This is a genomic window from Bradyrhizobium sp. USDA 3256 (assembly GCF_054058275.1).
The window spans coordinates 1,402,421-1,416,756 of the sequence record NZ_JBSSAE010000002.1 but is presented as its reverse complement, the minus strand read 5'-3'; the positions used below and the strand labels follow the sequence as shown (position 1 = coordinate 1,416,756).

The 14,336-nt window shown below is 64.7% G+C and carries 12 protein-coding genes and 1 pseudogene; 6 read left to right on the top strand and 7 right to left on the bottom strand.

What is annotated here, in order from left to right:
* Positions 1 to 101: 101 nt before the first annotated feature.
* Together pdxH and ACVWY5_RS08405 are read left to right on the top strand one after the other, a co-directional pair.
* A complete protein-coding gene (gene pdxH, locus ACVWY5_RS08410) occupies positions 102 to 743 on the top strand; it encodes a pyridoxamine 5'-phosphate oxidase (protein ID WP_018270355.1) in 642 nt (213 codons plus the stop codon).
* A 154-nt stretch (positions 744 to 897) separates the two neighbouring features.
* The gene (locus ACVWY5_RS08405; protein ID WP_018270354.1) at positions 898 to 1,650 is read left to right on the top strand and encodes an SDR family NAD(P)-dependent oxidoreductase; all 753 of its coding nucleotides are present in this window, start codon (positions 898 to 900) and stop codon (positions 1,648 to 1,650) included.
* Between the two features lie 133 nt (positions 1,651 to 1,783).
* Here the strand turns inward: ACVWY5_RS08405 and ACVWY5_RS08400 are convergent, their stop codons facing one another.
* A complete protein-coding gene (locus ACVWY5_RS08400) occupies positions 1,784 to 2,008 on the bottom strand; it encodes a hypothetical protein (protein ID WP_028334509.1) in 225 nt (74 codons plus the stop codon).
* Positions 2,009 to 2,138: 130 nt separating this feature from the next.
* On the bottom strand, positions 2,139 to 3,116 hold the full coding sequence (locus ACVWY5_RS08395) for a magnesium transporter CorA family protein (protein ID WP_028334510.1): 978 nt from the start codon (positions 3,114 to 3,116) through the stop codon (positions 2,139 to 2,141).
* Positions 3,117 to 3,454: 338 nt separating this feature from the next.
* Between ACVWY5_RS08395 and ACVWY5_RS08390 the strand changes: the two genes are divergently transcribed.
* The gene (locus ACVWY5_RS08390) at positions 3,455 to 4,132 is read left to right on the top strand and encodes a L,D-transpeptidase (RefSeq protein WP_018270352.1); all 678 of its coding nucleotides are present in this window, start codon (positions 3,455 to 3,457) and stop codon (positions 4,130 to 4,132) included.
* 17 nt (positions 4,133 to 4,149) lie between these two features.
* On the opposite strand, the gene ACVWY5_RS08385 is transcribed toward ACVWY5_RS08390, so the two are convergent.
* Positions 4,150 to 5,298 (bottom strand): extensin family protein, encoded by a 1,149-nt coding sequence (locus tag ACVWY5_RS08385; RefSeq protein ID WP_028334511.1) that lies wholly within the window; start codon positions 5,296 to 5,298, stop codon positions 4,150 to 4,152.
* A gap of 76 nt (positions 5,299 to 5,374) precedes the next feature.
* Here ACVWY5_RS08385 and ACVWY5_RS08380 point away from each other — a divergent pair, with 76 nt between their 5' ends.
* The gene (locus tag ACVWY5_RS08380) at positions 5,375 to 7,003 is read left to right on the top strand and encodes a fatty-acid--CoA ligase (RefSeq protein WP_028334512.1); all 1,629 of its coding nucleotides are present in this window, start codon (positions 5,375 to 5,377) and stop codon (positions 7,001 to 7,003) included.
* 287 nt (positions 7,004 to 7,290) lie between these two features.
* Positions 7,291 to 8,148, top strand: a complete 858-nt coding sequence (locus tag ACVWY5_RS08375) for a DUF1499 domain-containing protein (RefSeq protein WP_028334513.1) — start codon at positions 7,291 to 7,293, stop codon at positions 8,146 to 8,148.
* 97 nt (positions 8,149 to 8,245) lie between these two features.
* Here ACVWY5_RS08375 and ACVWY5_RS08370 read toward each other — a convergent pair whose 3' ends face one another.
* The 4 genes and pseudogenes from ACVWY5_RS08370 to ACVWY5_RS08355 form a co-directional block, all read right to left on the bottom strand.
* Positions 8,246 to 9,163, bottom strand: a complete 918-nt coding sequence (locus ACVWY5_RS08370) for an MBL fold metallo-hydrolase (RefSeq protein WP_028334514.1) — start codon at positions 9,161 to 9,163, stop codon at positions 8,246 to 8,248.
* A 132-nt stretch (positions 9,164 to 9,295) separates the two neighbouring features.
* Positions 9,296 to 10,510: an acyl-CoA dehydrogenase gene (locus ACVWY5_RS08365; protein WP_028334515.1), complete on the bottom strand. Its 1,215-nt coding sequence runs from the start codon at positions 10,508 to 10,510 to the stop codon at positions 9,296 to 9,298.
* 130 nt (positions 10,511 to 10,640) lie between these two features.
* Entirely contained in the window at positions 10,641 to 11,717 is a 1,077-nt protein-coding gene (gene ribB, locus ACVWY5_RS08360; RefSeq protein WP_028334516.1) for a 3,4-dihydroxy-2-butanone-4-phosphate synthase, read from the bottom strand.
* Between the two features lie 248 nt (positions 11,718 to 11,965).
* A pseudogene (locus ACVWY5_RS08355) lies at positions 11,966 to 13,700 on the bottom strand (cation:proton antiporter domain-containing protein).
* Between the two features lie 59 nt (positions 13,701 to 13,759).
* Here ACVWY5_RS08355 and ACVWY5_RS08350 point away from each other — a divergent pair.
* A complete protein-coding gene (locus ACVWY5_RS08350; RefSeq protein WP_028334518.1) occupies positions 13,760 to 14,302 on the top strand; it encodes a DUF3124 domain-containing protein in 543 nt (180 codons plus the stop codon).
* Positions 14,303 to 14,336 lie beyond the last annotated feature (34 nt).

The window sequence follows — 14,336 nt, the reverse complement described above, 5'->3', positions numbered from 1 at the left end:
CCTGCGGGGTGGATCGCCGATAGGCCAACGCGCCCCCATGCCCTATATAGGGCTAGTAACGCGCTTTCAGACGCGGGCGGATGCAAATCGGGACTCCTGACATGACCGACACGACCTCCATCAAACACCCGACACCGTTAACATCGGGTGATTTCACCGCGGCGGAGGAGCCGTTCGCCCTGTTCGCCGAATGGTTTGCGGAGGCGGTCAAGTCCGAGCCGAACGATCCGAACGCGATGGCGCTTGCGACCGTCGATCCCGACGGTTTGCCCGACGTGCGGATGGTGCTGATGAAGGGCTTCGATGCCGACGGCTTCGTGTTCTACAGCCACATCGCGAGCGCCAAGGGCCGCGAATTGGCCGCAAATCCTAAAGCCGCTTTACTCTTCCACTGGAAATCACTGCGCCGCCAGGTGCGCATCCGCGGGCCGGTCACGCCGGTGACCGATGCCGAGGCCGACGCCTATTTCGCCACCAGGCCGAAGCAGGCCCAGATCGGCGCCTGGGCCAGCAAGCAGTCGCAGCCGCTGGAGAGCCGCTTCGCCTTCGAGCAGGCGATCGCCAAGACCGGTGCGAAATACGTCATCGGCGAGGTGCCGCGGCCGCCGGGCTGGAGCGGCTGGCGGATCACGCCGCAGCGCTTCGAGTTCTGGCACGACCGCCCGTACCGCCTGCACGATCGCATCGAATTCCGCCGCGACGGCGCCGGCAGCGCCTGGTCGAAGGTGCGGCTCTATCCCTGAAGGCTGCGACCGTCATGGCGGGGCGAAAGCGCGGAGCGCGTCTTCGTGTAAGATGACCCGGCCATCGACGTCTGATCCCAAGTCATCCCAAGTCGTTCGAAGGCGTGAATGCCCGGCACGCCGCCGCGCATGACGAAAACGAAAGAAACCGTCGATGCCCCACCCATCCAATGCACCGCGGCGCACGCTGCTCCTGACCGGCGCAAGCCGCGGCATCGGCCATGCCACCGCGATCCGGTTCTCGTCCGCCGGCTGGCGCGTCATCACCCTGTCGCGGCACGCGTTTCCCGAGGTCTGCCCGTGGGGCGCCGGGCCGGAAGACCACATCGAGGTCGACCTCGGCAGCCATGACGACACCGTGCGCGCGATCTCCGAGATCCGCAGGCGGCTCGAGAACGATGAACTGCACGCGCTGGTCAACAACGCCGCGATCTCGCCGAAGGCTGCGGGCGGCGGCCGGCTCGGCACCATGGACACCGACATCGAGACATGGACCCACGTTTTCCACGTTAACTTCTTCGCACCGATCATGATCGCGCGCGGGCTGATCGAGGAGTTGAAACACGCCAAGGGCGCGGTGGTGAACGTCACCTCGATCGCCGGCTCGCGCGTGCATCCGTTTGCCGGCGCGGCCTATGCGACGTCGAAGGCCGCGCTCGCGGCGCTGACGCGCGAGATGGCATCGGACTTCGGTCGCGTCGGCGTCCGCGTCAACGCGATCGCGCCGGGCGAGATCGATACCTCGATCCTGTCGCCGGGCACCGAGAAGATCGTCGACCAGCAGATACCGATGCACCGCCTCGGCACGCCGGACGAGGTCGCCAAGATCATCTACGTTCTCTGCACGGAGACCAGCTCTTACGTGAACGGTGCGGAAATCCACATCAACGGTGGTCAGCACGTCTGAGCTTGGGAAGAGCCGTATTTCGGGGAGGGAAGTTTTGAGGCGATCCCGGCCGCCGCCGCGGCCGTCATTGGGATTGCTTCACTTGCAGGCGTAACAAACGCAAACGAGGCTTCTGCCTCCGAGGCTTCGGCCTCTAGTCTGCGTAAAACCGACGCGACTTCTTCTTCTCGGGCTGCCGCAGCGCGACGTCGTTCAGCGCGCTGGAGCATTCGTCTTCGTCCTCGCCATCCAGCAACGCAGCGCCACAGTAACGGCAAAGTCTCGGCGAGATCGCCTGCACCTTGCCTGCTGCGCGGTCCTGTTGATAGCGCGCAAAGTCGATGACGTTACGCCGTGGCGTTATGATCTTCTCAACCATTGCTGTCCTCCGGCTTCGAGGCGGGCGTTATCGCAGACAAGTTTCGCCCAAACGTTCAGCGCAACGCTCAAATTTTAGCAGAGGAAATAAGGCAGGAAGCGCGTCCCAAAACGCGACGCGTGGAACCGGCTTACAGCCACTTCTTCCACTTGAAGATCCAGTACGGCACGACAGCCGCGATCAGCATCAGCACCAGCGCGAACGGATAGCCGTGCGTCCATTCGAGTTCCGGCATCATCTTGAAATTCATGCCGTAGATCGAGGCGATCAGCGTCGGCGGCATCAAGACCACCGCCATCACCGAGAACAGCTTGATGATGTTGTTCTGTTCCAGATTGACCACGCCGAGCATGGCGTCGAGCACGAAGGTGATCTTGTTGGAGAGATAGGAGGCGTGGTCGGTCAGTGAGGCCACGTCACGCTGCATGGTCTTGAGCTGCTCGCGCATGTCCTTGGACCATTTCACGCCCTCGACCACCGCGGAGAGGAAGGTGACGAGGCGGCCGATCGAGACCAGGCTTTCGCGAACCTTCGAGGTCAGGTCGCCCTTGCGGCCGATTGCGATCAGGATCTGCGAATATTGCTTGGCGTGGCCGTGGCGCTCGCTCTCCGGCTCGAAGATGTCGTGGGACACCTGGTCGATATCGGCCCCGCAGCGCTCCAGAATGTCGGCGCAACGGTCGATCACCGCGTCCAGCAGTTCCATCAGCACCTGCTCCCCGGTGATGCCGGGGGAACAGGCGCGCGCCAGCTTGTTCTCGACCAGCGCGAACGGCTTCGGCAAGTCGTAGCGCACCGTCACCAGCCGATGACCGGTGAGGATGAAGGTGACCGCCGTGGTGCGCGGCATGTCGGTGTCGGACTGGCACATCAGCGTCGCGGTCATGTAGCGCGCGCTGTTCTCGATATAGAGCCGGCTGGAGATCTCGATCTCCTGCATGTCTTCCCGGGTCGGCACCGCGATCCCCGCGAGCTTCTCGACCGCCCGGTCCTCCTCTACCGTCGGATTCACCAGATCGACCCAGACCGCTCCCTCGGGCAGCGCGCCGAGGTCGGTCGCCGTGGCCTTCTTGAGCGAAAACTCGGACGGAACGAACACCGACAGCATCACGAACTCCACGAAACAGGGCTGGCAGGACCCGCCGACTTAGCGCGATTCTGGGGGGCGCTTCATGACCGGGGTATTAACCGGGCATCCATACTTGTGGCGGCCAGGCGGCAGCGACGTGACGCCGACTCGTCGACCGTTGCCTGTTTGCACAAAAACCAACCCGGCGCCAGAACAGTTGCGGCAAAAAAGCCACAGACAGCGTCCCGCGATGCGGGAAAGGCATCTAAAGTCTGGGAATAATGGCACGTTTCGGCAATAATGCCGCTAATGGAATCGTGGCGTTTGGGGCGTAATAGTGGCGCTTTCGGGCGCGGATTTTCGATTGGAATGTAATCATGTCGTCGCTCAAAGTTACCTTCGGGATTCTGGCCGCGGGCCTGATGTTGTCGGGCTGCATGCAGGCCACAACCTATGAGGCAACCAACACCGCGAACTTCAAGCCGCGTGACAAGGAACTCCTGGCCAAGACCACCTACGTCAAGACACCGGTCGCTGAACCGTTCCGCCGCGCCATCGTCGAGTACCACCGCAAGGAAGCCCCCGGCTCGATCGTGGTCGATTCCGACAACCATTACCTCTATTACGTGCTGAACGACGGCAAGGCGATCCGCTATGGCATCACCGTCGGCGAGGAAGCCATGGCCTGGTCCGGCATCGCCAAGGTCGGCAGCATGACCGAATGGCCGGCTTGGCACCCGACCCCCGGCGAAATCTCGCGCCTCGGCGTCCCGACTTTCGTGGCCCCGGGCCCGGACAATCCGATGGGCTCGCGCGCGATGTATCTCTATTCGGGCGGCAAGGACACGCTGTTCCGCATCCACGGCACCAACCAGCCGGAATATATCGGCGCGTCGATCTCCTCGGGCTGCATCCGCATGACCAACGAGGACGTCATCGACCTCTACAACCGCGTCAAGCTCGGCACCATCGTCGTGGTGCTGGAGCCGAAGCACGGCGACTCGCCCTACAAGCCGCAGATGGCGCTGCAGGGCGGCGGCGGCACGACCTACTGATCCAATCGCAATCGCGATCAAAAGCGCCGGCTTTGCCGGCGCTTTTTTGTTGGCTGCGGCCTGGTCTCGGCGCTGCGGTCGGGTGCGGCCGCATCATCTGATTTTGTGGCGTCCGGCTTGCCGGTGCCAGACTTGCCATGGTCAGCTTTGGATGTATCCGCCTTCGGCGCGTCGGATTTGGCGGCGACCTCGCGCGGCGGCGCCTCTTCGGGGCGCTCGGCCGGCAACAGCGGCGCGACCTGCGGCAGCGGGTCGTCCACGTTCCACTGGCAGATCCGATAATTGTTGCGACGCTCGATCAGGTCGAGATGGATGTGGTCCTCGTGGTACCAGTCCGAGCCCGGCCCGAGCACCGTGGAGAAGCGGGCGCAAACTGAATGCAGCACGGTCTCGCGCAAGGTCCGCGGCACGCTGCGGTCGGTCAGCGAAATCGACTTGCCGTCGGCGAGACCGAAGGCGCGCACGTCGAGCGCGTTGGCGCGGCCATGCTCGGAGAGCTGCGCTCCGGCGACGCGATTGCGGCCGCGGCATTCGAACGAGTCGAAATTGTCGAGATTGCTGATCCCGCCCCCGAGGCTCTGCGCGAGCGGCGCGATATCGGTGCGGATCCAGTCGGCGACCGCAGCGGCCATCTTGCAGCGAAGGATCGCCGCGGGCTTGACCGCGACCTTGCGCCTGTCCGGCAGCACGATGGCCTCGAGCCGCACCAGATCCTCGCCGCCGCAGCCTCCGGCGCCGTGGATATCCGGAATGCTCGGCGCGATCGCGATCTCCTCGGTCAGCGCCTGCCGGCAGGCCGAAAGCTGCGGCGCAGCGGGCTCGGCCGGCTTCGCTGCCTCAACCGGCTTGGCCGACTCGCTGGGCCCGGCCGCCTCAGCGGGCACCGCAGGCTGCGTTTTGGCTGCGGCGGGAGGCTCCGCCGGCGCCTGAGCCGGGCGCGGCTTCGGCAGCGGCACCGCTGCGCGGCGGGCTGCCTTGTGCGGCCTTTGCGGCCGGGTGCCGAACAGATCGTCCCACGGAAAGCTGGGCGCGCGGCGGGCGGCCTCGGCGGGGCCTGTTTGCATGCCAAGGCAAAGCAGCACAGCGGCGGTAACCATTGCCGCGCCCCCGCGACGAAACGCGCCAACAGGCCATTTTCGGCTTGCTTTCTCCGCGCTAAAGTTCATGTCAGTTCCATGATTTTACTGCCGGCCGTCCAAGATGCCGGCGGATCATGCGTGAGGATCGAGGAGGGATTTGCGTATGCTTGGTTTGATGCAAGATTGGCCCTTGCTGTGTCACAAGATTATTGAGCACGCCGCCAAATATCACGGTACCCAGGAAGTCGTGACGCGGTCGGTCGAAGGCCCGATTCATCGCACCACCTACGCCCAGATCCATGCCCGCGCCCTGAAGGTCTCGCAGAGCCTGGAACGCGACGGCATCAAGCTCGGTGACCGCGTCGCCACCATCGCCTGGAACACCTGGCGCCACCTCGAGGTCTGGTACGGCATCATGGGGATCGGCGCGATCTGCCATACCGTCAATCCGCGCCTGTTTCCGGAACAGATCGCCTGGATCGTCAACCACGCCCAGGACCGCATCGTCATCACCGACCTCACCTTCGTTCCGGTGCTGGAGAAGATCGCAGGCCAGCTGCCGAGCGTCGAGCGCTACGTGGTGCTGACCGACAAGGCGCACATGCCGCAGACCACGCTGAAGAACGCGGTCGCCTATGAGGATTGGATCGCGGCATCCGACGGCAAGTTCGAGTGGAAGACCTTCGACGAGAACACCGCGGCGGCGATGTGCTACACCTCCGGCACGACGGGCGATCCCAAGGGTGTACTTTATTCGCACCGCTCCAACGTGTTGCACGCGCTGATGGCCAACTCGAAGGACGCGCTCGGCACCTCCGCGTCGGACACAATGCTTCCGGTGGTCCCCTTGTTCCATGCCAACAGCTGGGGCATCGCCTTCTCAGCACCGTCGATGGGCACCAAGCTCGTGATGCCGGGCCCGAAGCTCGACGGCGCCTCGGTGTACGAGTTGCTGTCGACCGAGAAGGTCACGCACACCGCCGGCGTGCCGACGGTCTGGCTGATGCTGCTGCAATACATGGCCGCCAACAACGTCAAGCTGCCGGATCTGCAAATGGTGATCTGCGGCGGATCGGCGATGCCGCGCTCGATGATCCAGGCCTTCCTCGACATGGGCAGCCAGGTGCGCCACGCCTGGGGCATGACCGAGATGAGCCCGCTCGGCACGCTGGCGACGCTGAAGCCGCCGTTCACCGAGCGCACCGGCGAGGAGCGGCTCGACATCCTGCAGACCCAGGGCTATCCGCCGTTCGGCGTCGAGATGAAGATCACCGACGATGCCGGCAAGGAGCTGCCGTGGGACGGCAAGACCTTCGGCCGTCTCAAGGTCTCCGGCCCCGCGATCGCCAAGGCCTATTTCCGGGTCGACAGCAACATCCTCGACGATGCCGGCTATTTCGACACCGGCGACGTCTCGACCATGGACGAGCACGGCTACATGCGGATCACCGACCGCTCCAAGGACGTGATCAAGTCCGGCGGCGAATGGATCTCCTCGATCGATCTCGAGAACCTCGCGGTCGGCCATCCGGCCGTCGCGGAAGCCGCCGTGATCGGCGTCCATCACCCCAAATGGGATGAGCGGCCGCTGCTGATCGTGCAACTCAAACAGGGCCAGAGCGCCACGCGCGAGGACATCCTGAAGTTCATGGACGGCAAGATCGCCAAATGGTGGATGCCCGACGACGTCGCCTTCGTCGACGGCATTCCCCACACCGCGACCGGCAAGATCCTGAAGACGGCGCTGCGCGACCAGTTCAAGGACTACACCTTCCCGACCGCCGCGGCGTAGGCAGGCTCGCATCCTCCCTTATCCTCCCTTGGAGGGGGGATCGGTTCGCATGAAGCGCAGCGGAATGCGGACCGAGGTGGGGTGACAGTCCCTCCGTTGAGACAGGTGCCCGTGCTGAGGATCACGCCACCGCGCCGCTCATTTCATTCACGTCGCCCCTCCCCTCCAGGGGAGGGTGAACAGCACCGCCCAAATCCCTTGAATTCGCCGCAGGTCCGTGGTCTCACACGACTGATCGCGGCGGCCGAGGTCGCCTGAGGACATCTCAACCGGCAGATTTTTCGACGATGGCGCGCAGGTTTTCCGCTCCCTACCAGCAGGAGCCCGTGTCCGGTCTCGCCACCTGGTCGCGCAACCTCGCCATCTTCTCGGTCGTCGCGGTGGTGGTCTCGATCCTGATCGTCCGCTTCGGGTTCCTGGAGGTCAAGCCGGCGCTGGCGACCTTCTTCGGCGCGCTAGGCCTGGCCGGCCTGTCGATCCTGCTTGGGCTGGCCGCCTTTGCTGCGATCTGGCAGAACGGCACCCGCGGCATGGGCCGGATCCTGCTCGCGCTCGTGATCGACGCGGCGATCCTCGCCTACCCGGCCTACCTCATCTATCAGTACCGCAAGCTGCCGCGGATCTACGACGTCACCACCGACGCGATCGACCCGCCGAAATTCGAGGCGCTGGCGCGGCTGCGCACCGGGGAAGGCACCAATCCTGCCGCCTATGCCGGCCTCTATTCGGCCGAGCGGCAGCGCGCGGCCTATCCCGATATCGAAACCGTCGAGCTCGAAACCCCGGTCGACCGCGCCTATGAGCTGACGCTGCGGCTGGTGAACCGCCGCAAATGGCTCGTCATCGACGCGCGCGCGCCGCAGCCGCCACGCCGCATCGGCCGCATCGAGGCGGTGGCGCGGACGCCGATCATGGGCTTCCGCGAGGACGTCTCGATCCGGGTCACGCCTGACGACGAGGACTCCCGCGTCGATATCCGCTCGGCGTCGCGCTATTTCGATACCGATCTCGGCAGCAACGCCGCCCGCGTCAAGAAGCTGATCGAGGACCTCAACAGCGCGGCCGAGAACGACAATGCCAAGCCGGCGAAGAAGGCGGCTCCTGTCGCGCCAAAGGCACCGCCGGCGAAGACGGTGAAGAAGTGACGCGGTAGCGTCATTCCGGGGCATCGCGCAGCGATGAACCCGGAATCTCGAGATTCCGGGTCTGGTGCTTCGCACCATCCCGGAATGACGAACTAAACTACGCCATCCGGTACGTCCCGCCGATCACGGGATCGCCGTCGGTCGCCACGACGCCGCGCGCGACGAGGTCCTCCAGATGCGCCAGCACCGAATAGCCGGCGGCATTGGCGAGCCGCGGATCGAGCCCGATATAGATCGCCCGCACCATGGTCGGAATGTCGGCCTCGCCCTTGCCGAGACGATGCAGGATCGACGCCTCGCGCGCCCGGCGATGCCGCGCCAGGAAACGGACGTAGCGCGGCCCCTCCGGAATCTCCGGGCCGTGGCCGGAGAAATACAGCTGCTCGGGCCGCTGTTCCAGCCGCTCCAGCGAGGCCATGTAATCGATCATCGAGCCGTCCGGCGGCGCCACGATCGAGGTCGACCAGCCCATCACATGGTCGCCGACGAAATTGATGCTGCGCTCGGCCCAGGCAAACGCCAGATGGTTGGCGGTGTGGCCGGGGGTGGCGACCGCCTCCAGCGCAAAGCCCGCCCCCTCGATGACGTCGCCGTGCTTGACCTGCACATCTGGCCGGAAATCGCGGTCGGCGCCGGATTCCGGATTGTACTTCTCGCTCTCGAAGCGCGGGCGCGAAGCGCGGTGCGGTCCCTCGGCATAAACCGGCGCGCCGGTCGCGGCCTTGATCCGCGGCGTGTTCGGCGAATGGTCGCGATGGGTATGGGTGACCAGGATATGCGTCACGGTCTCGCCCTTGACCGCATCGAGCAGCGCCTTGGCATGCGCCTCGTCGTCGGGACCGGGATCGATGATCGCGACCTTGCCCTCGCCGACGATGTAGCTGACCGTGCCGGTGAAGGTGAACGGGCTCGGATTGTTGCAGAGGACGCGGCGGACGCCGGGGCGGACCTGTTCGACCACGCCGGGCTTCAGCGGAAAATCGCGGTTGAACGGGATGTCGTCGTTGTCGGCCATCTGGAATTTCACTCCGACGTCATTTCGGGGCAGCCCGACAGGGCTGAACCTCAGGGGCGCAATTGCGCCTCGGGGAATCTCGAGATTCCGGGTTCGATGCTGACGCATCGCCCCGGAATGACTGCGAAAGGATTACGAGAACGCCTGGATGCCGGTGATCGCGCGGCCGAGGATCAGCGCATGGACGTCGTGCGTGCCCTCATAGGTGTTCACCGTCTCGAGGTTCGCGGCGTGACGCATCACGTGATACTCGATCTGGATGCCGTTGCCGCCGTGCATGTCGCGCGCCATGCGGGCGATGTCGAGCGACTTGCCGCAATTGTTGCGTTTGACGATCGAGATCATCTCGGGGGCCATCTTGCCCTCGTCCATCAGGCGGCCGACGCGCAACGAGGCCTGCAGGCCGAGCGCGATCTCGGTCTCCATGTCGGCGAGCTTCTTCTGCACCAGCTGGGTGGCGGCGAGCGGCCGGCCAAACTGCTTGCGGTCGAGCGTGTACTGCCGCGCGCGGTGCATGCAGTCCTCGGCGGCGCCGAGCGCACCCCAGGAGATGCCGTAGCGGGCACGATTGAGGCAGCCGAACGGACCCTTGAGGCCGGAGACGTTGGGCAGCAGCGCGCTTTCCGGCACCACCACATTGTCGAGCACGATCTCGCCGGTGATCGAGGCGCGCAGCGACAGCTTGCCGCCGACCTTCGGCGCCGACAGGCCCTTCATGCCCTTCTCGAGGATGAAGCCGCGGATCTGGTTGTCGTGCGCCGCCGACTTGGCCCACACCACGAACACGTCGGCGATCGGCGCGTTCGAGATCCACATCTTGGCGCCGTTCAGCTTGTAGCCGTCGGCGACCTTTTCGGCGCGGGTCTTCATGCCGCCGGGATCGGAACCGGCGTCCGGCTCGGTCAGGCCGAAGCAGCCGACCCATTCCCCGGTCGCAAGCTTGGGCAGATATTTCTTGCGCTGGTTTTCGTCGCCATAGGCGTAGATCGGATACATCACCAGCGACGACTGCACCGAGTTCATCGAGCGATAGCCGCTATCGACGCGCTCGATCTCACGCGCCACGAGGCCATAGGCCACGTAGCTCGCGTTGGCGCAGCCATACTCCTCGGGCAGCGTCACGCCGATCAGGCCGAGCTCGCCCATTTCGTTGAAGATCTCGCGATCGGTTTTTTCTTCCAGATAGGCCTTGGTGACCCGCGGCAGCAGCTTGTCCTGCGCATAGGCCCGCGCAGTGTCGCGGATCAGGCGCTCGTCTTCGGTGAGCTGGTCGTCGAGCAGGAACGGATCATCCCACTGGAAGCTGGCGGCAGCCGGCTTGTCCTTGGCCTGGGGGCGCACGCTCATGAAACATCCTTTCGCGTCGTCTATCGGAAATTGGCGGATAAATTAAAGCGCTATGCTGCGAAGCGCAATTGGTGATCCTCTCACCGTCATTCCGGGGCGATGCACAGCATCGAACCCGGAATGACTGACGTCAGGTCTCCAGCTTCTCGTTCGACACGATCTCGATGCCGAAACCTGACAATCCCTTGTAGTCATGCACCGACGAGGTCAGGTGCCGGATCGAGGTGACGCCGAGATCACGCAGGATCTGTGCGCCGACGCCGACCTCGCGCCATTGCCTGTGGCGATCGGCCTCCGCCGTCTTCTGCTCGCCAACCGGCTCGACCGGAACACCGGCGGCACCATCGCGCAGATATACCAGCACGCCGCGGCCGGCATCCTTGAAATGCCGCAGCACGGCTTCCATTCGCGCCGGCCCGGTGAACAGGTCTTTCACGATGTTGGGCTTGTGCAGCCGCGTCAGCACGTCCCGGCCGTCGCCAATGCCGTTATAGACGAAGGCGGCATGCATGATCTCGTCGAACGGCGAGCGATAGGCATAGCCCTGCAGCGGGCCGATCGGGCTTTCGGTGGTGAAGGTCGCGACCCGCTCGATCAGCTTCTCGCGCGCCTGGCGATAGGCGATCATGTCCGCGATCGTGACGTGCTTGAGCTTGTGGGCGGCGGCGAATTTCGCGACCTGCTCGCCCTTCATCACGGTTCCATCGTCGTTCATCAGCTCGCTGATGACGCCGACCGGCGGCAGCCCGGAGAGCCGGCACAGATCGACCGCTGCCTCGGTGTGGCCGGAGCGCAGCAGCACGCCGCCGTCGCGCGCGATCAGCGGGAAGATGTGGCCGGGACGCGCGAAATCATTGGCGCCGGCATTGGGATTGGCGAGCGCGCGGCAGCAGGAGGCGCGCTCCTCGGCCGAGATGCCGGTGCCGCCATCGGGCTTGTAGTCGATCGAGACCGTGAAGGCAGTGGTGTGGTTGGATTCGTTGTGCGCCACCATCGGGTCGAGCCGCAGCCGGCGGGCGTCCTCGGTGGTGATCGGCGCGCAGACGATGCCGGAGGTGTGGCGGATGATGAAAGCCATCTTCTCCGCCGTGCAGAACGACGCCGCGACGATCAGATCGCCCTCGCCTTCCCGGTCGTCATCGTCGGTGACGACAACGAGTTCACCCTTCGCAAAGGCTTGCAGCACTTCCTGGATCGTATCGGCCATTGTCCTGACATCTCGCTATATGCAGGCAGTGGATTAGCCGGGTTCCGATGTCAGCGCCAGTATCATTATGCAACCCGCCATGCATACCAGGGCGGTTACGGTTTCCGTAGCCCGGATGGAGCGAAGCGCAATCCGGGACATTTCCGCGTGCACGATCCCGGGATTTCGCGGAGCCTGTCATCGGGCGCGCGTTCGCGCGACCCGTTGGCTCCATCCGGGCTACAAAGCCGGCTACAAAGCCGGCTCGCCTACGGCAGCACCTCGCGCCGGTCACTGAGCTGGGCGTCCAGCTCGGCGCGCTTGTCGTCGAGCAGACCGGCGTCGGCCGCCTCGATCACGGAGTAAAGCTCGCCGGCATCGCTGAGCCGGGTCACCGTCACGTAGTCGGCGCCGGCGCCGTAGAGGTCATCGACGCCGGTCAACAGGTCCGCGGTGGCAACGATCCGCGCGGTCGGATTGAGGGCGCGGACGTGGCGCACCAGCTTCTCATTGTCGGCGCCGACCAGCAGGAAATCCGGCACGCTCAGGATGATGATCTCGGCGTTGCCGATGCCGGCATGAACCAGGGTGTCGACATTGCTGATGTCGCCATAGATCACATGCATGCCGCGGTCGGACAGCGTGCGGAACACCAGCGGGTTGAAATCGATCACGCTGATCTGCTCGAGCAGCGACTGGTTCTGCCGCTCGATCTGGCTGATCAGCGCGCTCGCCGCGCGGAAAAAGCCGAGGATGACGATGCGCCGGATCTCGCCATGTCCGCCCTCGTGCCCGGCCTCGCCGCGGCCCTGGCCTTCCTGGTCGAGGTCACGCAGCCCGATCCGCTTCAACGGACCGATCAGGCCGCGCACGATCTGGTCGCTGCGCCCCATCGCGAAGGTCGAGAGCACCGCCAGCACGACGAAGGCGAACGAGGCCGCACTCGCGGTTTCGGTTCCGATGTGGTTGGCGGCGACGCCGGTCTGGATCACCACCAGCGAGAACTCGGAGATCTGCGCCAGGTTGATCGCCGGCAGCAGGCTGGCGCGCAGGCCCCTGCTTCATCAGATAGAGCGGCGTGAACGTCGTGATCAGGCGGCTCGCCACCGTGAAGGCCGCGATGACGAGCGCAAGCCAGATCACCGAGAGGCCCGGAATCGGGATCGTCATGCCGAGCGCGACAAAGAACAGCGTGATGAAGAAATCCCGCAGCGTCGTGACCTTGGCGGTGACGTCGAGCGCATAGGGAAAGGTCGAGATCGAGACGCCGGCGACCAGCGAGCCCATCTCGCGCGACAGATGCAGCCGCTCGGCGATCTCGCCGATCAGAAAGCACCAGGCGAGCGCGCCGAGCAGCACGAGCTCGGGCCGCCGCGCGATCTGGTGGAACAGCCGCGGCAGCACGTAGCGGCTCAGCACCAGCGCGGTCGCGACCAGCACCGCGACGCGGGCGATCGACAGCAGCACGACGCTGATCTGCAGATTGTCGAGGCTCGGCTGCACCGCCAGGAACAGGATCGCGAAGATGTCCTGCAGCACCAGCACGCCGAGCGTGATGCGGCCCGGCAGCGTGTCCAGTTCGCGCTTCTCGTAGAGCACCTTGACGATGATCACGGTCGAGGACAGCGCGCAGGCGACGCAGAGATAGATCGCGTCGAACTTGCCGCCGCCGACCGCAAGCCCGATAGCCGCAAAGAACGCCACGCCGATCAGGCAGCCGCCGATCAGCTCGCCGGCTCCGGCGAACAGGATGACCTTGCCGGCACGGATGATCTTCTTGAGGTCGATTTCCAGCCCGATCATGAACAGCATGAAGATCAGGCCGAGCTCGGAGATGACGCTGATCGATTCCTGGGACTTGACCCAGCCCATGCCGAATGGACCAATGAAAAAGCCGGCGATAAGGTAGGCCAGTATCAGCGGTTGTCGGGAGAAATGGGCCAGCAGCCCAATCCCCCAGGCAAACAGGATACAGAGCGTGATATCGGGAATCAGTTCATGCATGCGTCAAAGACTTCCTGTTGCCGCAACCTAGAGGGCCGGGCGTGAGGATCAACCGAGCAATGTGTCACATCCGCGCAGGCGGCATTTTTCTCGCAGTTTTGCTCTGCCTGCTCACCGTGCGCATGTCAGAGGCGCTAGCACAATCCTCGGCAGGTATTGAACAAAATTTCGCGAACTCGTTGACGGCGGTGCCATCGGAGGGCCTCACCGCCTCCGGTGCATTCTACGTGCCGGTGTATTCCAGCGTGTCGATGAGCCAGGGCAAGCTCAGGGCCGATTTTTCGGTGACGCTCAGCGTGCACAACGCTTCCGAGACGAAGCCGCTGGTGCTGAAGCGGATCGCCTATTTCGACACATCAGGCAAGATGGTGGAGAGCTACCTCAAATCGCCGGTCGCGCTAAAACCGTTTGCGACCGTCGAGGTCGCGATCGCCACGACCGATACCCGCGGCGGCACCGGCGCGAATTTCGTGGTCGATTGGGCGGCCGCCGGCGAGATCGCGGAACCGGCGGTCGAGGCCCTGATGGTCGGCAGTGTCGGCGCAGGGCACTACGCCTTCATCAGCCAGGGCCGGCCGATGCGGCCGGTCGGCAAGAACTAACCTCATGGAAGGCCGCTCGCCGCGGCCTTCTCAA